The organism is Aequorivita sp. KMM 9714, from assembly GCF_011065475.1.
In the GTDB taxonomy this organism is placed as follows: Bacteria; Bacteroidota; Bacteroidia; order Flavobacteriales; family Flavobacteriaceae; genus Aequorivita; species Aequorivita sinensis.
This window is the reverse complement of record NZ_JAAGRO010000002.1, coordinates 209,886-232,227: the sequence shown is the minus strand read 5'-3', so window position 1 is coordinate 232,227 and position 22,342 is coordinate 209,886. Positions and strand designations below refer to the sequence as shown.

The 22,342-nt window shown below is 34.6% G+C and carries 21 protein-coding genes and 1 other RNA gene; 15 read left to right on the top strand and 7 right to left on the bottom strand.

Annotated features, from left to right (window positions below):
- Positions 1-47: 47 nt before the first annotated feature.
- From pdxH to G3A46_RS07250, 4 genes are all read left to right on the top strand, one after another.
- Complete coding sequence (gene pdxH / locus G3A46_RS07265; RefSeq protein ID WP_165148177.1) at positions 48-692, top strand: pyridoxamine 5'-phosphate oxidase; 645 nt, start codon at positions 48-50, stop codon at positions 690-692.
- A 71-nt stretch (positions 693-763) separates the two neighbouring features.
- Positions 764-1,249: a histidine phosphatase family protein gene (locus G3A46_RS07260; protein WP_165148174.1), complete on the top strand. Its 486-nt coding sequence runs from the start codon at positions 764-766 to the stop codon at positions 1,247-1,249.
- Positions 1,249-3,345 (top strand): polyphosphate kinase 1, encoded by a 2,097-nt coding sequence (gene ppk1, locus G3A46_RS07255; RefSeq protein ID WP_165148171.1) that lies wholly within the window; start codon positions 1,249-1,251, stop codon positions 3,343-3,345. The genes G3A46_RS07260 and ppk1 overlap by 1 nt, the downstream gene beginning before the upstream one ends.
- A 1-nt stretch (position 3,346) precedes the next feature.
- Positions 3,347-4,249 (top strand): ethanolamine ammonia-lyase reactivating factor EutA, encoded by a 903-nt coding sequence (locus tag G3A46_RS07250; RefSeq protein ID WP_165148168.1) that lies wholly within the window; start codon positions 3,347-3,349, stop codon positions 4,247-4,249.
- A 53-nt stretch (positions 4,250-4,302) separates the two neighbouring features.
- Here the strand turns inward: G3A46_RS07250 and G3A46_RS07245 are convergent, their stop codons facing one another.
- The 5 genes from G3A46_RS07245 to G3A46_RS07225 form a co-directional block, all read right to left on the bottom strand.
- Positions 4,303-5,559, bottom strand: a complete 1,257-nt coding sequence (locus G3A46_RS07245) for a T9SS type A sorting domain-containing protein (protein WP_165148165.1) — start codon at positions 5,557-5,559, stop codon at positions 4,303-4,305.
- Positions 5,560-5,589: 30 nt separating this feature from the next.
- The gene (locus G3A46_RS07240; protein ID WP_206735977.1) at positions 5,590-6,195 is read right to left on the bottom strand and encodes a class I SAM-dependent methyltransferase; all 606 of its coding nucleotides are present in this window, start codon (positions 6,193-6,195) and stop codon (positions 5,590-5,592) included.
- Between the two features lies 1 nt (position 6,196).
- Complete coding sequence (locus G3A46_RS07235; RefSeq protein WP_165148162.1) at positions 6,197-7,504, bottom strand: chloride channel protein; 1,308 nt, start codon at positions 7,502-7,504, stop codon at positions 6,197-6,199.
- A gap of 21 nt (positions 7,505-7,525) precedes the next feature.
- Positions 7,526-8,107 (bottom strand): tRNA-(ms[2]io[6]A)-hydroxylase, encoded by a 582-nt coding sequence (locus G3A46_RS07230; protein WP_165148159.1) that lies wholly within the window; start codon positions 8,105-8,107, stop codon positions 7,526-7,528.
- A 126-nt stretch (positions 8,108-8,233) separates the two neighbouring features.
- Positions 8,234-10,054 carry a DNA polymerase III subunit gamma/tau gene (locus tag G3A46_RS07225; protein WP_165148156.1) on the bottom strand — a complete coding sequence of 607 codons (1,821 nt, stop codon included), beginning with the start codon at positions 10,052-10,054 and terminating at the stop codon, positions 8,234-8,236.
- A gap of 145 nt (positions 10,055-10,199) precedes the next feature.
- Here G3A46_RS07225 and rnpB point away from each other — a divergent pair.
- Positions 10,200-10,560: RNase P RNA component class A (rnpB, locus tag G3A46_RS07220), an RNA gene on the top strand.
- A 22-nt stretch (positions 10,561-10,582) separates the two neighbouring features.
- On the opposite strand, the gene cdaA is transcribed toward rnpB, so the two are convergent.
- Positions 10,583-11,356, bottom strand: coding sequence for a diadenylate cyclase CdaA (gene cdaA, locus G3A46_RS07215; RefSeq protein ID WP_165148153.1), 774 nt, complete (start codon positions 11,354-11,356; stop codon positions 10,583-10,585).
- Positions 11,357-11,478: 122 nt separating this feature from the next.
- Positions 11,479-12,267, bottom strand: a complete 789-nt coding sequence (gene folP, locus G3A46_RS07210; RefSeq protein ID WP_165148150.1) for a dihydropteroate synthase — start codon at positions 12,265-12,267, stop codon at positions 11,479-11,481.
- 108 nt (positions 12,268-12,375) lie between these two features.
- On the opposite strand from folP, the gene G3A46_RS07205 reads away from it, so the two are divergent.
- From G3A46_RS07205 to G3A46_RS07160, 10 genes are all read left to right on the top strand, one after another.
- The gene (locus G3A46_RS07205) at positions 12,376-12,921 is read left to right on the top strand and encodes a DUF1599 domain-containing protein (RefSeq protein ID WP_165148147.1); all 546 of its coding nucleotides are present in this window, start codon (positions 12,376-12,378) and stop codon (positions 12,919-12,921) included.
- Positions 12,922-13,060: 139 nt separating this feature from the next.
- On the top strand, positions 13,061-14,776 hold the full coding sequence (locus G3A46_RS07200) for a BT_3928 family protein (RefSeq protein ID WP_139854810.1): 1,716 nt from the start codon (positions 13,061-13,063) through the stop codon (positions 14,774-14,776).
- The gene (locus G3A46_RS07195) at positions 14,776-15,852 is read left to right on the top strand and encodes an ABC transporter permease (RefSeq protein ID WP_165148144.1); all 1,077 of its coding nucleotides are present in this window, start codon (positions 14,776-14,778) and stop codon (positions 15,850-15,852) included. The genes G3A46_RS07200 and G3A46_RS07195 overlap by 1 nt, the downstream gene beginning before the upstream one ends.
- A 97-nt stretch (positions 15,853-15,949) precedes the next feature.
- Positions 15,950-16,705, top strand: coding sequence for a triose-phosphate isomerase (tpiA, locus tag G3A46_RS07190; protein WP_165148141.1), 756 nt, complete (start codon positions 15,950-15,952; stop codon positions 16,703-16,705).
- 125 nt (positions 16,706-16,830) lie between these two features.
- Positions 16,831-17,772 (top strand): glycosyltransferase family 2 protein, encoded by a 942-nt coding sequence (locus G3A46_RS07185; protein WP_165148138.1) that lies wholly within the window; start codon positions 16,831-16,833, stop codon positions 17,770-17,772.
- Positions 17,773-17,812: 40 nt separating this feature from the next.
- Entirely contained in the window at positions 17,813-18,760 is a 948-nt protein-coding gene (locus tag G3A46_RS07180) for a glycosyltransferase family 2 protein (RefSeq protein ID WP_165148135.1), read from the top strand.
- A 47-nt stretch (positions 18,761-18,807) separates the two neighbouring features.
- Complete coding sequence (locus G3A46_RS07175) at positions 18,808-19,617, top strand: polysaccharide pyruvyl transferase family protein (protein ID WP_165148132.1); 810 nt, start codon at positions 18,808-18,810, stop codon at positions 19,615-19,617.
- A gap of 58 nt (positions 19,618-19,675) precedes the next feature.
- A complete protein-coding gene (locus G3A46_RS07170; protein WP_165148129.1) occupies positions 19,676-20,662 on the top strand; it encodes a glycosyltransferase family 2 protein in 987 nt (328 codons plus the stop codon).
- Positions 20,659-21,885 carry a glycosyltransferase family 4 protein gene (locus G3A46_RS14600; RefSeq protein WP_165148127.1) on the top strand — a complete coding sequence of 409 codons (1,227 nt, stop codon included), beginning with the start codon at positions 20,659-20,661 and terminating at the stop codon, positions 21,883-21,885. The genes G3A46_RS07170 and G3A46_RS14600 overlap by 4 nt, the downstream gene beginning before the upstream one ends.
- A 31-nt stretch (positions 21,886-21,916) precedes the next feature.
- Positions 21,917-22,300, top strand: coding sequence for a GxxExxY protein (locus G3A46_RS07160; protein ID WP_139854802.1), 384 nt, complete (start codon positions 21,917-21,919; stop codon positions 22,298-22,300).
- Positions 22,301-22,342 lie beyond the last annotated feature (42 nt).

The window sequence follows — 22,342 nt, the reverse complement described above, 5'->3', positions numbered from 1 at the left end:
ATTTCAAAGAATATTTAAAACTCTTAACTTGCGTTAAAACTTGAGAAATGGCCGAAAAGCTTCACGACTACCGAAAATCTTATGAAAAGGGCGAGCTATCCGAAAATTCGGTAGATGAAAACCCGATGCAACAATTCCGTAAATGGTTTTATGAGGTGCAGGACAGTGGTGGTGTAGATGAAGTTAATGCAATGACGGTAAATACTATTGGAACCGATGGTTTCCCAAAAGGAAGAGTGGTTTTACTGAAGAAATACGACGAATACGGCTTTTACTTTTACACTAATTACGAAAGTGAAAAGGGTAGGGCTATTACAAATAACAACAAGGTTTCCTTGTCTTTCTTTTGGCCGAATATGGAACGTCAAATTATAATTAAAGGAACTGCTGAGAGAACTTCAGAAGCAGATTCAACAAATTATTTTCATTCTAGACCTAAAGGAAGTCAGCTAGGAGCAGTTGTTTCACATCAAAGTGAAGTAGTGGAATCTCGAGAAGTTTTAGAGAAAAATTTGGCAGAACTCGAAAAGAAATACGAAAAAGAAGAAGTTCCAAAACCAGATAATTGGGGAGGAATATTAGTAAAGCCAATATCGTTAGAATTCTGGCAAGGAAGACCAAATAGGCTGCACGACAGAATTCGATATAGATTAAAAGACAACGATTGGGTGATTGAAAGGTTAGCTCCTTAATGAGGTAATTGAATTAAGGAAGCGCAGAGATAGTCTTGTTGCCATCTAAAACCTAGAATTAATAAAACGCAATGAAAACACTTTACATACTAAGACACGCAAAATCATCCTGGAAACACGATTTACATGACCATAAGCGTCCTTTAAAAGGGCGTGGTAAACGCGATGGAAAACTAGTTTCAGAAAAAGTTGCGAAAGAAGTTAAGCCTCCTCAAAAAATTGTTAGCAGTGACGCTACTCGTACACTCTCAACGGCCCAATTTTTTAAAGACGCTTTCAAGATTGATGATGCAAATTTTGAAACCAATCATAGTCTTTACGATTTTAGCGGACAGAGTGTAATGCGAATTATTAAGTCGTTCGATGATAATTTAGACACTATGATGTTAGTGGGGCATAATCACGCCTTAACATCTATAGTAAATATGTTAGGTGATAAATACATAGAAAATGTTCCAACTTGTGGTTTTGTAATGTTGCAGTTTGATGAAGAAAAATGGAAAGACATTACCAGGGGTAAAACAATTAAAACAATATTTCCACGAGATCTTAAGTAATGACAGGAAAAACAGATACTAATAAAACTAATCGTAATCAATATTACAATAGAGAGTTAAGCTGGCTTCAGTTTAATGCTCGAGTGTTGCAAGAGGCAAATGATGAAAAGTTACCTTTAATTGAAAGACTTCGATTTTTGGGTATATTTTCTAATAACTTAGATGAGTTCTTTAAGGTTCGGTATGCAACTATAAAACGTATTGTAGAAGCTGGTAAGACAGGGAAAAGCTTTCTTGGAGGGTATTCAGCCAAGGAGCTTTTGGAGGTAATTACGCAAACAGTAATCGATCAGCAGGCTCAAAGTCTCGAGATTCTAAGTAAAATTCAAACGAAACTTAGGAAAGAGAATATATTTATTATCAACGAGACCGAAATATCACCTTCGCAAAGTAAGTTTATTTCAGAGTACTTTGTGAGATATGTTAGCCCGGCGATGATGACCATTATGATTGGTGAAGTTGATGAATTCCCCAATCTTCGTGATGATGCTGCATACTTAGCTGTAACAATGGTTATGAGTAAGGAAGATGAGACTTTTGAAGCTAAACACAACTATGCTTTAATTGAAATTCCGCGAACTATCAACCGTTTTGTTGAGCTTCCGAAAGAAGGGGATAAGCAATATGTTATTATTCTAGACGATTTAATTCGCCATTGTTTAAACAACATATTCAATATTTTTAAATATGAGACAATTTCGGCTCATATGATTAAAATAACCCGTGATGCTGAGCTAGATATAGATAGCGATTTAAGCCGTAGTTTTATTGAAAAAATCTCAAAAAGTGTAAAAAATAGAAGTGCTGGAGACCCAGTTCGCTTTGTGTACGATAAAAGTATTGATAAAAAATCGTTACAGTTTCTATTAGATAAAATGGGAATTGATAAAACCGACAGTATTATTCCTGGAGGACGTTATCACAACAGACGAGACTATATGAATTTCCCTAGATTGGGAAGGCCTGATCTTCAATACGAAAAAACAGAACCGCTTCCAATACCAGGACTGAGTTTACAAGGTAGTTTGTTCGATAGAATTGCTGAAAAAGATTACCTGCTTCACGCACCGTATCAAACATTTATGTATGTAATCAAGTTTTTACGTGAAGCTGCCTTAGACCCAAAAGTGAAATCTATTAAAATCACAATTTACCGCTTAGCAGAAGTTTCGCATATTGCTAGTTCGCTTATAAATGCTAAGAAAAACGGGAAAGACGTAACGGTACAAATTGAGCTTCAGGCGAGATTTGATGAAGAAGCAAATATTAAATACGCTGAATTACTTCAAAGTGAAAACATCAAATTGATTTTTGGAGTAAAAGGTCTAAAGGTGCATTGTAAAACTTGTTTGGTTGAAAGACTAGAGAACAACAAAACGGTTCGTTATGGTATCTTAAGTACAGGAAACTTCAATGAATCTACTGCAAAACTTTATACCGATTATACTTTGTTTACTGCAAATCAAAAGATATGCAAAGAGATAAATAAGGTTTTCGACTTTTTTGAAGTCAATTATCAGGTAAAAAAATATAGACATCTTATCGTGTCGCCGCATTACACTCGAAAGGCTTTATATAATTTAATCGATACGGAAATTAAAAATAAAAAAGCAGGCTTACCTAGCGGAATTAAATTAAAGCTCAACAGTCTGTCGGACTATGCTATGATAGACAAGCTTTACGAAGCGAGTAGAGCAGGAGTTAAAATTAAAATGATTGTTCGTGGTATTTGCTGCTTAATTCCAGGTGTGAAAGGAATGAGTGAAAATATTGAAGCTATAAGTATTGTTGGTAAATATTTGGAACACCCGCGTTTGTTTATTTTTGAAAATGCCGGAGATACTAAGGTGTATATTTCTTCTGCCGATTTAATGGGAAGAAACTTAGATAACAGGGTAGAAGTGAGTTGTCCGATATACGACCCTGATATTAAAAATGAAATTTTAGAAAATTTTGAAATTGGGTGGAGTGATAATGTAAAAGCAAGAGTGTTTAGCATTAAAAATGACAACGCTTATAGAAGAAACAACAATCCTCCAGTTCGTTCTCAATTCAAAATGTACAATTATTATTTAAACAAACTTGAAGTAAATTAATTTGTTAAACATAGAAAAATACGGAGCAGTAGATATTGGTAGTAACGCTATACGTTTGCTAGTAGTTACTGTAATTGAACAGAAGGGAAAAGATACTATATTTAAAAAAACATCTTTAGTTCGTGTGCCTATTCGTTTAGGTGCGGAAGTTTTTGTTAATGGAAAGATTTCTGATAAAAATGCTGTAAGGATGCTTGATGCAATGAAGGCATTTAGTCTGTTGATGAAGACGCACGGAATAAAACGTTATAGAGCGTGTGCTACTTCAGCGATGCGTGAAGCTTCCAATGGCTCTGAAATAGTTGAAACGATTAAAGAGAAAAGCGGAATTGTAATCGACATAATTGACGGTAATGATGAGGCTGCAATTATCGCTTCTACAGATTTAAAAACACTAATTGAAGACGACAAGGTTTTTCTTTACGTAGATGTTGGAGGAGGAAGCACTGAGCTAACTATTTTTGCCAATGGAAAAACAGTTACTTCGCAAAGTTTTAAAATTGGAACAGTTCGTTTGTTAGAAAACCTCGTAGTTGAAGATGTTTGGAAACAAATGGAGGCTTGGATTAAACAAGAAACCAAAGATTATAAAAAGATTTTAATGATTGGTAGTGGTGGAAACATCAATACTATCTTTAAAAAGAGCGGGAAAAAGCTTGGGAAGCCACTTAGTTATATTTATCTATCTTCATATTATAAAACATTAAAATCACTTACTTACGAGGAGCGTATTACAGAATTAGATATGAATCCAGATCGTGCAGACGTGGTAATTCCTGCTACAAAAATCTATTTATCTGCTATGAAATGGAGTAAAGCTAAGAGTATGTATGTACCTAAAATAGGACTTAGTGACGGTATTGTGAAAAGTCTTTACAACGAAAAAATTGCTGCAGAAAATTAGGATTAAGCCTAAAGCTCATCGTGGGAATTTGACAATGGGAAGTAATATTTACACTATTTAACTATTAGTTTTCTAACAAATTTAGAACTCTCTGTTGTTAAACTAAAGATGTAAATAGAGTTGTCTAAGTTGCTAAGGTTTAGCATAAAACTACTTTTGTTGTTCGATTTTCTGTTGAATAAAATTTTTCCTGAAACATCAAAAATTGAAACATCAATTTCCTGATAGTTTTTATCGAGATTAACAAATAGCTTATCTGTGGCTGGATTCGGATAAATAGATATTTGTTCCTTTTTAAACCTATCGATGTTTAATATTGGAATCTCTATAGTTTTTGTTTTGGTATCCGATTTACCACAAAAAGTAATGGTTTGTGAAACATTATAAATTCCACTTTCAGTATATGTGTGAACTGGATTAGTTTCGGTGGAATTGTATCCATCGCCAAAATCCCAATAGATTGAATGGAAATCACTGCTAGTATTAGTAAATGACACTTCACTTCCGTTTATTTCTTCCGTAAAATCTGCTACGGGGATTTCTGTAAAATCCCAATTAGTGATTTCATCAAAAACAATTGTCTTAGCTGCTGCTTTAATGGTATTAGCTTGATTTTCATCTAAACTAGAATTCCAAGAAATAAAAGTTGGGTCTTTTTTATAAATCATCGCATAAAAAGCACACGCAACAGCATATGAGCCTGCTAAGGACGGATGTGAGCCATCACCGGAGTACAGTGGAATATTGGGGTGGTTTTCTCTAAGATATCGCCATACAGCGCCTGCAGGAGCTGACTCAGATTGGTTGGTTTCAGCTAAGTATATATAAGTAGCTCTAATTACGTCGTCCATTTCTTCGTAAGTACAAACCCAAGGTCTTATAGCGCAATTTTGAGCATCTCCATCTTTACGCCCCCAGGTCATATAAAACAGCGGTTGTGAACATTCGTTGTTTGTTCTTATGGCATTGCTTAATGCTTCTACATAGGGAAATACTTCTGTTTCCATCTGCGACTGACTCAAAGAAGTTTCTCGACTTTGGCCTTGAAGGGCAACGTTATCCCAGTTATCTGAACTTATTTTAGTAAGAGTGGTATTGTTAGACGCGTGATCCATAAAACGAAATCCACCTGGAGTATTGGAATCATAAATTAGAATATCCCCAGTGCTATTGGCCATTTCGCTTACCATAAGCGGCAGATTATTAGCAGCTGTATAGCTATTCCCAATAAATAATACTTTTTTGGTGGTCTGACTATTTACAGTAATAGTTGCTAAAACAAAAGCTATAAATAGAAGGACCTTTTTCATCTCGTATCTTTAAGTGGCTGTTGGCTTAGACTATCGTTTTTTAAAACTACAAAATGTAAAATTCTGAAGTGTGTCGAAGGGAGTTTTGTGGTCTTCGTTTAGACAGCTAATTTTTTCAAAATCTTCAGCAAATTCAGAGCTTAATTCCTCCTCACTGTATTGAGTAATCTCAAGTCCGCTACATTTTAAAGGTCCATTTTCTGAAAAAGTTGCAATTATTAAATAGCCGTTTACCGAGTTTTTAATTGTTTGCTTATACTTTTCAATATGTTCAGCATTGGTTAAAAAGTGAAAAGCTGCTCTGTCGTGCCAAAGGTCGTAAGTAGTTTCTGGTTCGAACTCTGTGATATCACTTACAATCCAAGTTACTTTCTCTGCCTTATCACCGAGTCTTTTTTTCGCTTTATTGAGTGCTTTTTCTGAAATGTCTAAAACAGTAATATTTTCAAAACCAGCTTTAAGTAGATGATCTACCAAGTTGCTATCACCGCCACCAACGTCTATAATTTTTGCAGTTTTCTTTAATTCTAGCGATTGAATAAAATCTAATGAAGTTTTAGGAACCTCTTGTGTCCAACTTACTTGCTCTGGAGTTTTAGTTTCGTAAACTGTCTCCCAATGGTTTTTTTTATTCATATTATTTATTGTTATGCTTTTTTATTTTAATAGCTCTCTTTTCTTTTTCTTCCATTTGAGCTCCAATAAAAGGAATACGAGGAGCTAGAAAATAGCCTGTTAAACTCGCGAATAGTATTGGAATAAAATATGTGAACCCTGTTAATGTAGCGAGTAGAATAGTTGTACTCATTGGGGTGCGAGTTACACAAGAGTTTATAGCAGCCATACAACTTACAATAGTTAACGAAAGGCTTATGGAAGGGAAAATGCTGTGAATTAGTAACCCTAAAGCTGTACCGCAGAAAAACAAAGGAATAATAAAACCTCCACGCCATCCTGAAGTTACTGTAATGGAAATAGCTATAATTTTAAAAATAAGAACTGCTCCAAGAAATTGTAACGTGCCATTTTCTTCTAATAATTCATTGATTTCAAAGTGGCTGAAATATCTAGTAAGCGGAATATAATAAGCAATTACCCCTAGAAGAATACCTCCGATTAAGGTTTTAATGTAAATTGGAGATTTTAATTTTTTGAAAAGAGTTTTAAAAAACTTAGTACAAAAAATAAACATCCATCCCACTACAGTTGCCATAATTGCAAATAAGACAGCCCAACCAAAATCGAAAAAAGTTTCCATTTCGTAGGCAGGAAGATTCCACATTGGTCCCCAACCTAATTGAACGATTATAGCAAAAATGATATAACTAAAACCACTGGCAACAAGTGCTGGAATTATTGCTTGGTAATATTCTACGGCGTGTTTGTGGTGGAGTATTTCTAAAGAAAAGAGGCTACCTCCAAGCGGAGCACCAAATAAGGCGGTAAATCCAGATGCCATCCCTGCAATGCTTAAAGAGCGCAACTCTTCACCTTTTAATCTAAAAATCTTTCCCATCCAAGTTCCTGTGGAACCTGTAACCTGTACCAAAGGTGCTTCTGGGCCTAAACTTCCTCCCGAGGCTACACACAGAAGCGATGATAGTATCATTGAAGGATTGTTTTTAGGGTCTAACTTTCCTTTTTTGAAACGAATGTTGTTAACCATAAGTTCCATTTCGCCGGGGTCGCCAATAAAGTAGATAATTAACCCTGCAAGAAGCCCACAAATAGCCATAACAGGAATAACAAGCCACCCTTGATATACTGCTAAAAAGTCGGTTAGATACATTAAAACTACCCAATACACTCCAGAAATTACTCCTCCAATAAGCCCTAATAAAGCCCAGAGAATAAACATCCTACTAAACACAAAGGGGTTAAAACGAATAGGTTGGTCTAAAACATCTCTGTATTTAATTAATTTCCTTCTTCTTTCGATTTTCATTTGGAAGGGAGTCTAAATTATTTATCCGTGAATGGATTGATGCTTTCCCAAGTCTTTCATTACTTCAGCTTCATAGGTAAGAAGATCGTTCCATTTTTGATCAACCTCTTTTCTGTCACCGTATTGACGTGCAAAACCAAGGAACATTGTATAGTGATTTGCTTCACTAACCATTAGTTTTCTGTAAAATTCGGCTAGTTCTTTGTCTTCAAGTTCTTCACTTAACAATCTAAAACGTTCGCAGCTTCTAGCTTCAATAAGTGCAGCATACAATAGTCTATGAACGAGTTGTGTTGTGCGGCTTCCACCTTTCGGGAAAAACTTTAGTATCTGAACAACATAGTCATCTTTTCTATCTCGACCTAAAACCCAGCCTCTTTCCAAAATTTTATCGTGTACCATTTTAAAATGGCTGATTTCTTCCTTTACCAAAGCAATCATCTCTTGTGTGAGCTCTGTGTATTCAGGGAAACTCACAATTAAAGAAATAGCAGTAGATGCGGCCTTTTGTTCGCACCAAGCGTGATCTGAAAGAATGTCTTCTATGTTTTTTTCAACAATATTTACCCAGCGAGGGTCTGTGGGAAGTTTTAAGCCTAACATATTATCTTAATCGTTTGAATTTATGGTTTTAAGATTTTAATTGTCCAAACTTAAAGAGTGATGTCAATTAAAATCTATCGCTATTGTTTTCAATAACTACCTTATTGTTTTTTGAATTTACTCTAGTTATATATCTAAATCAAATTCCTGTCTAAGTCTTTCTAAAGCAGGATTCATTTCCTTCATTTTCTCGAATTTCTCTCGTGTTGAGTAAACATAACGCTTTTCCGTGGTTTCGTTTACTGTAATATCTAAGTCTATCTCATAATTTTGAAGTTTTTCACGCAGATAACCAAGTAAATCGTATTTAGCGCGTTCAACTTCAGTTTTTATGGTATGATTTGGAAATTCAAGATGAATTATCGCACCCTCCAATTTTGGTGTACCCATTGTTAAGTGAGAAAGCAGGTTAAACTTCCCGTCTTTTTCCACTTTTTTGGTGTATTTATTCCAATACTTAAGCATCTCTTCTTCGGTAAAATCATTCACCGGAAGATCTTCCTCTTTAGGTTGATTGGCTTCTAATTCTTGCTTTAACTCTTGTTTCTTCTGAATGCTTTTTAACGATAATGCAGAAACTTTTCTTTCATTTCGTCTAGTTGCTATACTAGGCTGTGCTACTTCTTGAGTAGTGGATGGCTCTTCTTTAGTTGTAGTTTCAACTTTTTCTGAAGGCTTATTTGAAGTAGATTCGTTTACATCGCTTTGACTTTCTTCTGCTTGAGAAGGTGCAACTTCCTGTTGAACTGTATTATCAGTTTCAATTTTCCTAAACGGCTTAGGTGTAATACTTCCAGCAGAGGTTATTTTCTTTGAAGTAAATTCTTCCGATTTAAAATAGGAGGGAGCTATTACGAAGCGTTGCCCGCTACTAGAGTTTTTTTTTTCGCCCTGAAAAGTCAAGGAAGCAAGTTGCAATAGGCAGAGTTCAACAAGGAGTCGCTGATTTTGACTGTTTTTATACTTTAAATCGCAGGTATTAGCGATTTCTATAGCATCCATCAAAAATTGAGCGCTTGTTTTTTTAGACTGCTCTAGATACATTTCCTTTACTTGCTCTCCAACTTCAAGGAGTTGTATTGTTTCCTGGTTTTTACAAACCATCAAATCTCTAAAGTGAGATGCAAGCCCCATTACAAAATGGTGACCGTCAAATCCTTTTGCGAGAATATCGTTATAAGTAACTAAAACTTGCGGAATATTGTTTTGCAATAGCAAATCGGTGATTTGAAAATACCACGTATAATCAAGAACATTTAAGTTTTCGGTTACAGCTTCACGCGTTAGGTTTTTTCCTGCAAAACTTACAACCCTATCAAAAATTGACAGTGCGTCACGTAGTGCGCCATCTGCTTTTTGAGCAATAATGTGAAGAGCATCATCTTCTGCGTCTATTCCTTCAGCTTTGGCTACATCGGCTAAATGGCCTTTAATATCGTTTACGCCAATTCTTCTGAAATCGAAAATCTGACAACGAGAGAGAATAGTAGGAATTATCTTGTGCTTTTCGGTAGTAGCAAGTATAAATATAGCATGTTTTGGCGGCTCTTCAAGCGTTTTTAGGAACGCGTTGAAAGCTGCTGAAGACAGCATATGAACCTCATCTATAATATAAACCTTGTATTTTCCAACTTGTGGAGGAATTCGTACTTGGTCTATTAGATTACGAATATCATCAACCGAGTTATTTGAAGCCGCATCCAATTCAAAAATATTGAAAGCGAAATCTTCATCTTCTTTTTCTGTGCCATCTTGGTTAATCTTCTTGGCAAGAATACGCGCACAAGTAGTTTTCCCAACACCTCTTGGTCCCGTAAAAAGTAATGCTTGTGCTAGGTGGTTGTTTTCTATGGCGTTATCCAAAGTATTGGTAATGGCCTGTTGCCCAACTACATCTTTAAAAGTTGCAGGGCGGTATTTTCGGGCTGATACAATGAAGTGTTCCATAGTTAAAATAGTCCTTTTCAAAATTCAGTATTAAATTTCTGAATTGTAAATTATGACTTGGTAGCAAATATAAAGATGTGTATCGGGTTTTAAAAAAATAGATGCTCGTATTTTCTCATATTTATTAACATTGGAGTACTTTTGCGCAGCAGGCCGCCTTATCGTCGTCCCGTCCCGATTGATATCGGGAATCGGGAGGGAGGAAAGTCCGGGCACCACAGGGAGGCATAGCGGCTAACAGCCGTCACTATTCTTGCGTAAGTAAGAATTTTAGGACAAGTGCAACAGAAAGTATGTACAGGTAATGCTGTAGTGAAACCAGGTAAACTCTATGCGGTGAAATGTCACGTAAACCTGCGTTCCGTTTTCGGATAAGGGTACCCGCCCGATGCAGGAGGGTAGACAGATTGAGCGTTTCGGTAACGAAACGTCTAGATAAATGATAAGGTGCTATTTTGATTTAATCGAAGTAGTAACAGAACCCGGCTTATAGGCCTGCTTTTTTATTTTATACTTAGATTTAGGTTTTTAGCTTAAATCTTTTTTTAGGAGTTTTTTCAGTTCATCGGTGTTTTCGTAAAGCACGAAGTCACCGTCTTTTAGATAAGAAATTTGGCCGTTTTCCTCCGAAACAACTAGGCAAACAGCGTCTGTTTTTTCGGTAATACCCACGGCTGCACGATGTCGCAATCCAAATCGCAAAGGTATAGTCCGGTCGTTGGAAACTGGTAAAATTACACGTGTTGCCGTAATCCTATTTTCTTCAATTATCATAGCTCCGTCGTGTAAGGGGCTATTTTTGTAAAAAATACTTTCTATAATAGGTTGGTTAACTTCAACATTCATTTTGTCTCCGGTGTTTTTTACAAAATCCAAACTATTGTTACGCTGAATTACAATTAAAGCTCCTGTATTGGTGCCTGCCATTTTTTTACAAGCTTTTACAATAGCATCGATGTCTATAAAAGGGCCAGAATCGGCAGAAGAAAAATTAAATCGTTGGAAAAACTTCCGGCGGGCTTTAAAATTTGTAGAGCCAAGCATTAAAAGGAACTTCCTAATTTCAGGCTGGAAAACAACTACCAAGGCGAACATCCCAACACCTAAGAACCCCCCTAAAATTTGGCTGAGTAACTCCATTTCTAAAAGTTGAGTTACAACGTAAATGGTATAGATAATAATTATACCCACCAAAATATTGATGGCAACAGTGCCTTTCACTAGGTTATAGATATAGTATAATAGCACTGCAACCAGTACTATATCTACAATGTCTAAAATTCGAATATCCAGAAAATCCAAAGGGCTGTATTTTTTGTAAAAGTACTTTAAAAATTGATTTTATGTTTCAGTCTTAAGTACATTTTGAAAGTTAGAAAATTTATAATACTTCGGTACAGAAAACCTAGGTAATTTTTGCCTCATTATAAGGAATGTTCAATACCGTTAACTGCACACCAAAGCTTTACACATTCCACAGCTTCTTTTACATCGTGAACTCGTAAAATAGATGCTCCTTTCATAAGTGAAACGGTATTTACAAAAGTAGTCCCGTTCAACGCATGTTCAGGAGTGGTGTCTAGCGTTTTGTAAATAAAAGATTTTCTAGAAACTCCCGATAATAGTGGAATCTCGAGGTTTTGGAAAAGCTCAAGGTTGTTTAAAACTTCAAAATTCTGCTCTCGTGTTTTTGCAAAACCAAATCCAGGGTCGGAAATCACATCGTTTATACCTTCTGCACGAGCTAAGGCAATTTTTGACGCAAGGTCTTTTATAACTTCAATAGTTACATTTTCATAATCGGTAAGTGTACTCATTGTTTTAGGAGTACCCCGCATATGCATTAAAATATAAGGCACTTTTAGTTTTCCTACAGTAGAGTACATTTCTGAATCTAAAGTTCCACCAGAAACGTCGTTTACTATTGCGGCTCCTGCTTCAACGGCTTTTTTTGCTACTTCACTTCGGAAAGTATCCACTGAAATTATTGCTTCAGGAAACTTCTTAAGGATAAGGGTTATTGCTTCGGTAACTCTTTTAATTTCTTCAGCTTCTGTAACTTCATTTGCACCAGGTCGGGTGCTGTAACCGCCTATGTCTAAAAATGTTGCGCCATCCGAAAGCATTTTTTCGGCTTGACTTAGAATATCGTTTTCAGTAGTCGTTTTTCCACCGTCATAAAACGAATCGGTAGTAACGTTTATAATTCCCATTACTTTTGGGATGCTAAGATCTATGAGCTTGCCGCGGCAATTAAGGGTCTGCAATTTTCTAAATTGATTTATTTACCCGAAATTTACGCAAAATCTTACAATTTACGAATGGCAAAGACATCAAAACAATACAGCGAACAAGTAGAAAAATGTAGGGAGCTGTTTATCAATAAAATGCACGACTACGGAAGTGCATGGCGAATTCTTCGACTTCCTTCACTTACCGATCAAATTTTTATTAAAGCACAACGCATTCGCGGATTACAAGAAAATAAAGAACAAAAAATTGCCGAAGGTCAAACGAGTGAGTTTATCGGAATTGTAAATTACTCAATTATGGCGCTTATCCAACTTGAAAAAGGTGTTGTAGATCAACCCGATTTATTAGTAGATGAGGCTGTAAAACTTTACGACAAACACATTGCCGAAACCAAACAACTGATGATGGACAAAAATCACGATTATGGCGAAGCTTGGCGTGATATGAGAGTGAGTTCGTTAACAGACTTGATTCTTCAAAAATTACTTCGCGTAAAACAAATTGAAAACAATAGCGGGAAAACTTTAGTATCTGAAGGGATTGATGCTAATTATCAGGATATGATAAATTATGCAATTTTTGCGCTAATTCATTTAAATGAAAATGAAGAGTAGAGAGTAGAGAACAGAGATTAGAGATTAGAGATATTTGGTGTAGAGGGAAATTAGGAGTTTACCTTAGTTGTGATTTGATAAAGTTTATTCAGAATTGAAGTATCCTTAATATTAAAAGTTTAATTAAGTAATAGTATATATGAAAATATTAGTTGGAATATCTAGAGTATTGGTTGGAGCCTTGTTTATTATAAGCGGCTTGGTGAAACTTAACGATCCTATTGGGTTTGCTTTTAAATTACAAGACTACTTTGCCCCAGACGTTTTAGACCTTGGGTTTTTGGTGCCTTATTCATTACTAATTGCAATTTTCGTTGTAATTTTTGAGGTGCTAGTAGGTGTAGCTCTTCTCTTAGGGTATTTAAAAAAGTTTACGCTATGGGCATTAATGCTAATGATAGTGTTTTTCACTTTTCTTACCTTTTATTCGGCTTATTTCAACAAAGTAACAGATTGTGGGTGTTTTGGAGATGCAATTCCATTAACTCCTTGGGAATCGTTTTACAAAGACATTATTCTTTTAGTTCTAATTATAATTCTTTTTATAGGGCGTAAATACATCAAACCATTTTTTGCTGAAGGCACGCGTAGCATCATCATTTTCGCAACTTTTGTAGGGTGTATGGCTATTACGTATCACGTATTACAACACCTTCCCATTATTGACTTCAGGCCTTATAAAATTGGTGCAAATATTAAGGATGGTATGACTGTTCCTGAAGGTGCTCCAGGTCCTATTTATGAATACAAATGGACGTTTAATATTAATGGTGAAGAAAAAACTATCGTTACAAACGGGGAATACCCACAGGTTGATGGAGAATTAGTGAATACTGAAACTAAAATGATTCAGGAAGGTTATGTGCCGCCAATTCACGATTTTACTATGGAAAGAAATGGCGAAGACTTTACCGATCAGTTCTTAAATGAAGAAAATCTTATTGTAATTGTAGCTTATAGCTTGACAAACACTGAAAAAGACGGTTATATTTCTGTAAAAGAAATTACAGATAGAGCTATTAAAAACGGTTATAATGTAATTGGACTATCTGCTTCTTCACAAGAAATGACTGAAAGCTTAACGGATACTTACAAATTAAACTTCAAGTTTTATTTCTGCGATGAAACTACTTTAAAGACTATTGTAAGAAGTAATCCAGGAATCTTAGAATTGGATAAGGGAACGATAAAGCAAAAACTTCATTGGAATGACGCTCATAAGCTAGAGCTACCTGTAGTTGAAAATTCAAAACCTAAATTGGATTTATCATTAAAACAGCGACTTGATAGCATAGGAAACTTAGATCAAAAATACAGACGCCTAATGCAAACTAGATCTTTGGAAGAAAGAAAGCAACTTGGTGAAAGTATGGGATTGACTGAAGCTGAATACAGCGGCGATCTTTCAGAAATGCAAAAGGTTTTGGATAGCGTTAATATGATTTTTGTAGAGAAATATTTTATTGAAAAAGGATATCCAGGTAAATCAGTAGTGGGAGAGGAGTCTAGTTTAGTAGCTTGGAATGTACTTCAGCATAATCCTGATAAAATCCCAAATTATTTACCACTTGTAAAAAAAGCAGCTGATGCAGGTGAAATTCCGAAGACCGCTGCAGCTATGATGGAAGATAGGTATTTAATGCTAGAAGGGAAACCACAAGTTTACGGTACGCAGGGAATGAGCTATGACGATGCAAGAGGTTCTTTTATTTGGCCTATCGAAAAGCCTGAAACTGTTAATGAACGAAGAAAAGAAGCTGGTTTTACAGAAACGATAGAAGAGTATGCAAAAATTCTTTTTGGAGACGACTTTATCTACGAGGTTAAAACGATGGACCAAATAAATCAAGGTTAGTGGTAAAGTATATTCTTCAAAAGTTGGGTTATGCAGTATTGACACTTTTTGGGGTTGTTACTGTTATTTTCCTACTTTTCACAATACTTCCTGGTGATCCAGCAAGAATGATGTTGGGTCAAAATGAAACCGCCGAACAAGTAGCAATCGTTAAAAAGAAATACGGTTTCGATCAACCTGTTTCTGTTCAATATGTACGGTATTTAAACGATTTATCACCAATTTCATTTCACAGTAATAATCCTGATGACTATACATTTCTAAAACAAGGAAAGTACAATGCTACTCATTTGTTCAACGTAGGAAATACAAGTGTTGTAGTTAAAACGCCTTATTTACGCGAATCTTTTCAAAAAAATGGAAAAGAAGTAAGTCAGGTAATTGCTGAAACCCTCCCAAACACCTTTATACTTGCAGTTTCAGCCATTGTAATTGCAATTTTTATTGGAGTGCTTTTGGGAATTATTTCAGTGTTGTTCAAAGATGGATTTATCGATAAGATGATTCAATTGGTAAGCACATTAGGAATGAGTGTTCCTTCGTTTTTTAGTGCGATTATATTCGCTTGGATTTTCGGATTTCTACTACACGAATACACAAACTTAAATATGACAGGAAGCTTGTATGAAGTTGATGATTTTGGAAATGGTAAATACATTCAGTGGAAAAATTTGATTTTACCTGCCGTAGTATTAGGTATTCGCCCACTTGCAGTTGTTAGTCAGTTAATGCGAAATTCCTTGCTAGAAGTTTTAAATCAAGACTACATACGCACTGCAAAAGCTAAAGGACTTTCGTTTTATCAAATCATTAAACGCCACGCTTTAAAAAACTCACTAAACCCGGTAGTTACGGCTATTTCTGGTTGGTTTGCTTCTATGCTTGCAGGAGCTGTTTTTGTGGAATACATCTTTGGCTGGAACGGATTAGGGAAAGAAATTGTAAACGCTTTAAACACCTTAGATTTACCCGTAATAATGGGCGCAGTATTAGTAATTGCGACATTATTTATAATAATCAATATTTTTGTAGATATAATTTACGGCTGGCTAGACCCGAAGATTAGTAGACAGTAGATAATTATGAATTATGAATGCAGAATGTAGGGTTATGATTTAAAATTGAAGATTAGTTTTATTAATAGAAAATACAAAATACCAAACATATACGATAATGAGAAAGAAAATAGTAGCTGGGAATTGGAAAATGAATAATGATTTAGCACAGACTGAAACATTTTTAGTAGATCTTAAAAAACAAGTTTTTCCAGAAGATGTAGTGGTAATGATAGCCCCTCCTTTTACCAATTTAAGTCATGCCTTTACTTCTATGCGCGAACATCCTGTATCGATTGCTGCTCAAAATATGCATCAAAGTGAAGAAGGTGCTTTTACAGGTGAGGTGTCAGCAAAAATGCTTAAAAGCGTTGGAGTAAACACTGTTATATTAGGTCATAGTGAGCGTCGTGCTTATTTTAATGAAGATAGCCAGCTGCTAGCAGAAAAAGTAAATACAGCTTTAAAAAATGAAATGACTGTAATTTTCTGTATAGGAGAGGAGCTTGAAGAAAGAAAAAGCGGAAATCATTTTAACCTAGTAAAAAATCAACTTACAGAAGGACTCTTCCATGTTTCTAGTGGAGCTTGGGAGAATATTATTATAGCCTACGAACCAGTTTGGGCAATTGGTACTGGAGAAACTGCTAGTCCAGAGCAAGCACAAGAAATACATAAGTTTATTAGAGAAACTATAGAGGAAAAGTACTCAAAAGATGTCGCAGATAAAGTTTCAATTTTATATGGAGGTAGTGTAAAACCTAACAATGCCGTTGAAATTTTCTCTCAAGCCGATGTTGATGGCGGACTAATTGGAGGTGCAGCTTTAAAAGTAGATAGCTTTATGGATATTGTTAATGCATTTGAGGGATAACCACCTTCGAATTTAGTTTAAAATTTATGCCTCAAGTTTTAAAACAGATGTTTTAGAATTTGAGGCTTTTATTTTGTTGCTTAGCTTAACCTTTTTCTTATTTTTGATAATAAACAGTTTAAACCTTGCCAAGTTCCAATCCCTTAGTTTCTATTATTATTCCAACCTATAATCGTGCGCATCTTATTGGTGAAACGCTAGACTCGGTATTGGCACAAACCTACCAAAATTGGGAGTGTATTGTGGTGGATGATGGGAGTACGGATAATACTGACGAGGTGATGGCAGCATATATGGCCAAGGATACTCGTTTTCAATATCACCATAGACCTAAAGATAGATTGCCTGGAGGAAATGCGGCTCGGAATTATGGGTTTGAAGTAAGTAAGGGGGAGTATATTCAGTGGTTTGATAGTGATGATTTGATGTTGCCTGAAAAATTGGAAATAAAAGTAAAAGTGATTTCTGAGTACAATGTAGATTTTGTTGTATGTGAAGGAGCTGAGATAATTGATGAGAAGAATCTATCATATGTGAAAAAGTGGAAACTTTATGAAACTGATGTTGCACTTTTGGAACATATAAAAGGAAATTTAGTCTTTGGAACTAATGGACCTTTATTCAATAAACAATACTTAGATAATAAGCCCTTATTTGACGTAGAGTTAAAAATAAGCCAAGAATGGGAATTTTTTTCTCGATTGTTAATTTCGAGTCCAAGGCTAGAGATAATTAATCAAGTACTTTACTTATATAGAAACGAAGCAGACGGTAAGAGAAGTAAAATAACAAAATTTAAACTTGTAAATAAAGTAATTGCAATTTCTAAAATTGTTGATTTATATGCTAATAAACCAATTACAGATACTTTTAAAGATTTTGAAATAAGAAAATATTTATTCAATTATTTAAATCTGTATATAAAACGATGTCTAAAACATAAACTCTACTCAGAGACCTTAAGACTTGTTAAATTAAGAATTAAGATTATAAATTATTCCTTTTTAAAAGTAGGTTTTTATAAAGTTTTAAAAAAACCAAGCATTATAATTAAAACAATTAAATAATTTTCACTGTTAATGTAGGTGTAACAATATTCATATAACTTTGATAAATAATTCGTTAATCAGCATTATAATCCCAACCTATAACCGAGCCAACCTTATCGGTGAGACTCTTGTTTCTATACAAAATCAAACTTATCAAAACTGGGAATGTATAGTTGTGGATGATGGGAGTACAGATAATTCGGAAGAGGTAATAAAAGAATTTAGTAAAGCTGATAACCGCATCCAATACTTTAAAAAGCCTTCTCATTTACCTAAAGGTCCATCGGCAGCAAGAAACTATGGTTTCGAAAAAAGCAAAGGTGAATACATTAATTTTTTTGATAGTGATGATTTAATGCATCCTCAAAAGTTAGTAATAGATTTAAAAAATATTAATTCTGGGAGTTACGATTTCACAATTAGTCAATCACAGTTCTTTAATTTACAAAAAAAACCAACTAAAGAATTCTGGAATAACGAATTGTGGAGTGATGACCCAATTAATGATTTTATTATAAAAAAAATTGGATGGGGTGTAAATTCTCCACTTTGGAAAAAAGAATGTTTAATTCATTATAACCTACGATTTGATGAAGAATTAATAACGGGAGATGATTATGTTTTTCATATTAAAGCTTTAAATAAAGGCATGACTCCTTATGTTAATAAGGATGTTTTAGTGCAATTAAGAATTCACGATAAACGACTAAATGAATTAAAAAACAAGTTTCGTTATAAATTAAAAATTGCACACAGTCTTTTAACGGATAAATCTTTAGATTTAAATGAGAAGACTAATAAAAGTTTGGTTAAAATGGGATTGAGACAATTAAGTAAATCGTTTAAGAACAAGAGTTTAAAGAATGGTATAAGTTATAGTTTTAAGTTTCTGTTTTTAAAAACATTTAAAGAATATAGAATAACTATACTAAAGTTATTGCTTTTTGGTATTCTGTATAGAGTTACAGGGGTGGGCTATAAATTTTTGGAAGTTAATTTTAAATAATCATAAAATGAACAATGGGTTATTTTATTTAAAATAATATATATAGAATGAAATTACATTATTTTAAACCACCTGATGGAACTTCAAATTTTGGGGATGAACTAAATGTCCATATTTGGAAACATTTTTTACCAAATTTTTTTGATGACAATGATAATCTAGTGTTTTTTGGAATCGGAACTATATTAAGGGCTGCCAAAAAGTACTATCCTAATTCTGAAATCATTGTTTTTGGGGCTGGTGCGCATGGAGTCGATCAAAAACCTAATTTAAATTTCCAAACAATATTTGTAAGAGGTCCATTAAGTTCAGCACTTTTAAATAATGCCAAATTTATTACAGATCCCGCAATATTAACACCAATAGTATTTCCTTTTAATAACCCAATTAAAAAACACTCTTATTCTTATATTCCACACTTTAGTGTTGCTAACCATTCTTATAAAAGAGCTGTAGAGCGTTTAGGAATTAATTATATTGATCCCCGAAACTCTGTTGAATCGATTATAGAAGATATTAATGCTTCAAAAGTATTAATCTGTGAAGCTATGCATGGTGCAATTGTAGCAGATGCTTATAGAATACCCTGGATTCCAGTTTCTTCTTTTAAATCATTTAATAACTTTAAATGGAAGGATTGGAGTCAATCACTTTCACTATCAATCGAAATAAATAAATTACATAGATTATATAATCACAGTAGTTTAAAGGAGTCGATAAAAAATAAGCTTTTTGTTTTTCAGCTTAAAAAAATTTTGAAAACAAAGCCATATTTAAGTGATATAAAAGTAAGTGCAGTTGCCAAGGAAAAAATTTTAGAAGAAGTTTCGCTTTTTAAAGAAAAGTATAGCAATTAGTTTTAAAGGCTCTTCATAACCTATATATTTATTATCGAAATCAATTACTTTAATTCTTGTGAAAATAGCTTTAGTTATTACTGTTAAAAATGAAGTTCGTTTATTACGAAACAATTTGCTGTATCACAAGGCAATTGGAGTTGATAAGGCATTTGTTTATTTTGACAATACTACAGATAATGGAAAAGAAAGTATTGCTGATTTAGACTTTGTAAATACTTCAAATTCTGTTTCAGCAGATACCTATGTTTCTTTACCCTACTTAAAAAAGTTTACTTCACAAGCAGTAGAACACCATACAGCGAGACAATGTTTAAACACCTATGATGCTCAACTAAAATGTAAGGAAGAAGGTATCCACTGGCTTATATCCATAGATGCAGATGAGTTAATTTGTACAGACTTTCAAAACCAATCAGATTTAAAATCATTTTTTAATACCATCCCTAATGATACCGAATTGGTTGATTTCACAACATTGGAAGTTCTTCAGCAAAAGGAAAGATATAATAATGTTTTTGCGGAAGAATCTAATTTTAAAGTAAATAAACAAGTATTCTTCATATCAATAAGGAATCCATTTACTAAATTAAATCAGAAATTTCCTTGGTGGTATGGACAAACCATGGGGAAATCGGCTATTCGTGTTGATGCAAATATAGTTCCACATAATGTACATCGATATAAGCATATAAATGGTACATCCCCAAAGAGGGTTGTGAAGGGTAATGTCTTGCATTATCATGCCTATGATGCGAAAGATTTTATAAAAAAATTCACCAATTTTAGGGATCGTCCCGATGTATTTTTATCAGGCAATAAAGTTGAAGATTTAAAACTATTATTACGGGATGTTGTTAACAACTCTGGAATGAGCCGTCAGGAACTAAAACATTATTTTAAAGAGAATTTAATGTTTACGGAAAAGCAAGTCAGGAAGTTTAAAAAAGGGAGGAAGTATATTTTTATTAAAATAAATCCAAAGCCTATACAACTTGTGGAATCTGTTATATCGACCTTTAAACAATTAAACAATTCGTTGTGACGCAGCCTTTAAACATAATTATCTTCGATGGCAGTTTTAAAACAAGGTCGTTTATCAATCGTTTAGCACAAGGATTGACGGAGAGACATCAAGTTTATATTTTAGGTTTTAATGAAACCCTTCCCAATAGGCTAGAAAAAGTAAACTATATACCACTTGGAAGTAATCAAAGCAAAATTCGATTTGTAAAAACAACATTACAATATGCTTTACAATCAGGCTCTATAAAGCTTGTTTATAAAACTTTAAAAAAAATAGCTTTAGGACGTCGTAATGAACTACACAAACAGAATCTAAGATTTGTACTGCAAAAAATAGCGCCCGATGTTATTCATTTGCAGTGGCTTTCGGTAATACCTTGGTTTGAAGAAGTGCTTTCTGCTCAAACTACACCAGTAGTATTAAGTCAGTTGGGCTTTCATGTTAATGTTCGTCCTTTTGTTAACGATAACAATTTTAGCTATTTACATCGCTGGTACCCTAAAATGGCAGGTTTTCATTCTGTTTCAAAAGCTATTTCACGTAATGGAGATAAGATTTGGAATGACACCTCAAAGATTGATAAAGTAGTTTATACAGGATTACCGCTAGAAATCACCCCTTTTGCTGAAAAATATACGATTTTAAATTCATTACAACTGCTATCCGTGGGGAGGCCACATTGGATTAAAGGGTACGATTATGCGCTACAGACTTGTAAGCTATTAAAAGATAAAAAGGTTCCTTTTCATTATACTATAATTGGAGGTGCGGGAAATGAAGAGTTACAGTTTCTTATTGCTGATTTAGGATTAAAAGGTGATGTGAGCTTGACAGAAGCTGTTTCTCAAAAGGAAGTATTTGATTTAATGCGTTCATCTTCTTTATTGCTAATGCCTAGCTTAGAAGAAGGTATCCCAAATGTAGTAGTAGAGGCTATGGCAATTGGTTTACCGGTAGTAAGCACCGATTGCGGTGGCATTCCAGAGTTGATAGCGAATGGAGTAAATGGGTGGGTAGTCCCAACTCGTAATCCTGAAGCTATGGCGGTAGCGGTAATGAACTTTAGAGAGTTGTCCTTGGAGACTATTGAGGCGGTGAGATTAGCAGCTCGAAGAAAGGTAGAGGAGCAGCATTCGGAGGAGAGGATGATTGAGGGGATGGAAAGGCTGTATTTTGAAGTACTGGGGAGGTTTCACGCAGGGGACGCTGAGAGTAGCGCAGAGGGCGCAGAGGGGAAATAATTGTATATTAGTCTTTTCAATTTGAATTGATATGGAAATTAATGCCATTACAGGAAAGATAATCGATACGGCTTTCAAACTACATTCTGCGCTGGGGCCGGGATTATTAGAAAATGTATATGAAAAATGTCTCGAAATGGATCTTAGGGAAGCTGGACTCGAGGTAGAATCACAAGTTGGAGTGCCTTTAAAATATAAAAATTTTGCGTTTGATACAGGTTATCGATTGGATTTGTTGGTTGAAAAAACTGTCATTATCGAAGTTAAATCGGTAGAGATTTTAGCTCCTGTTCATTATTCTCAACTGATTACTTATTTGAAACTATATAATAAACCAGTAGGGTTGCTGATTAACTTTAATTCCAAATATTTAAAGGATGGTCTTCATCGATTGGTTAATAACTTTAAGGAATGATTCGAAAACTCTCTGCGTTCTCTGCGTGTCCTCCGCGTTCTT

Coding starts and splice junctions, on each gene's coding strand:
- G3A46_RS07200 (WP_139854810.1), top strand. CDS start 13,061: ATGAAAATATTAGTTGGAATATCTAGAGTATTGGTTGGAGCCTTGTTT.
- G3A46_RS07260 (WP_165148174.1), top strand. CDS start 764: ATGAAAACACTTTACATACTAAGACACGCAAAATCATCCTGGAAACAC.
- G3A46_RS07240 (WP_206735977.1), bottom strand. CDS start 6,195: ATGAATAAAAAAAACCATTGGGAGACAGTTTACGAAACTAAAACTCCA.
- G3A46_RS07245 (WP_165148165.1), bottom strand. CDS start 5,559: ATGAAAAAGGTCCTTCTATTTATAGCTTTTGTTTTAGCAACTATTACT.
- G3A46_RS07205 (WP_165148147.1), top strand. CDS start 12,376: ATGGCAAAGACATCAAAACAATACAGCGAACAAGTAGAAAAATGTAGG.
- G3A46_RS07230 (WP_165148159.1), bottom strand. CDS start 8,107: ATGTTAGGCTTAAAACTTCCCACAGACCCTCGCTGGGTAAATATTGTT.
- G3A46_RS07175 (WP_165148132.1), top strand. CDS start 18,808: ATGAAATTACATTATTTTAAACCACCTGATGGAACTTCAAATTTTGGG.
- folP (WP_165148150.1), bottom strand. CDS start 12,267: ATGGGAATTATAAACGTTACTACCGATTCGTTTTATGACGGTGGAAAA.
- G3A46_RS07225 (WP_165148156.1), bottom strand. CDS start 10,054: ATGGAACACTTCATTGTATCAGCCCGAAAATACCGCCCTGCAACTTTT.
- pdxH (WP_165148177.1), top strand. CDS start 48: ATGGCCGAAAAGCTTCACGACTACCGAAAATCTTATGAAAAGGGCGAG.
- ppk1 (WP_165148171.1), top strand. CDS start 1,249: ATGACAGGAAAAACAGATACTAATAAAACTAATCGTAATCAATATTAC.
- tpiA (WP_165148141.1), top strand. CDS start 15,950: ATGAGAAAGAAAATAGTAGCTGGGAATTGGAAAATGAATAATGATTTA.
- G3A46_RS07160 (WP_139854802.1), top strand. CDS start 21,917: ATGGAAATTAATGCCATTACAGGAAAGATAATCGATACGGCTTTCAAA.
- G3A46_RS07235 (WP_165148162.1), bottom strand. CDS start 7,504: ATGAAAATCGAAAGAAGAAGGAAATTAATTAAATACAGAGATGTTTTA.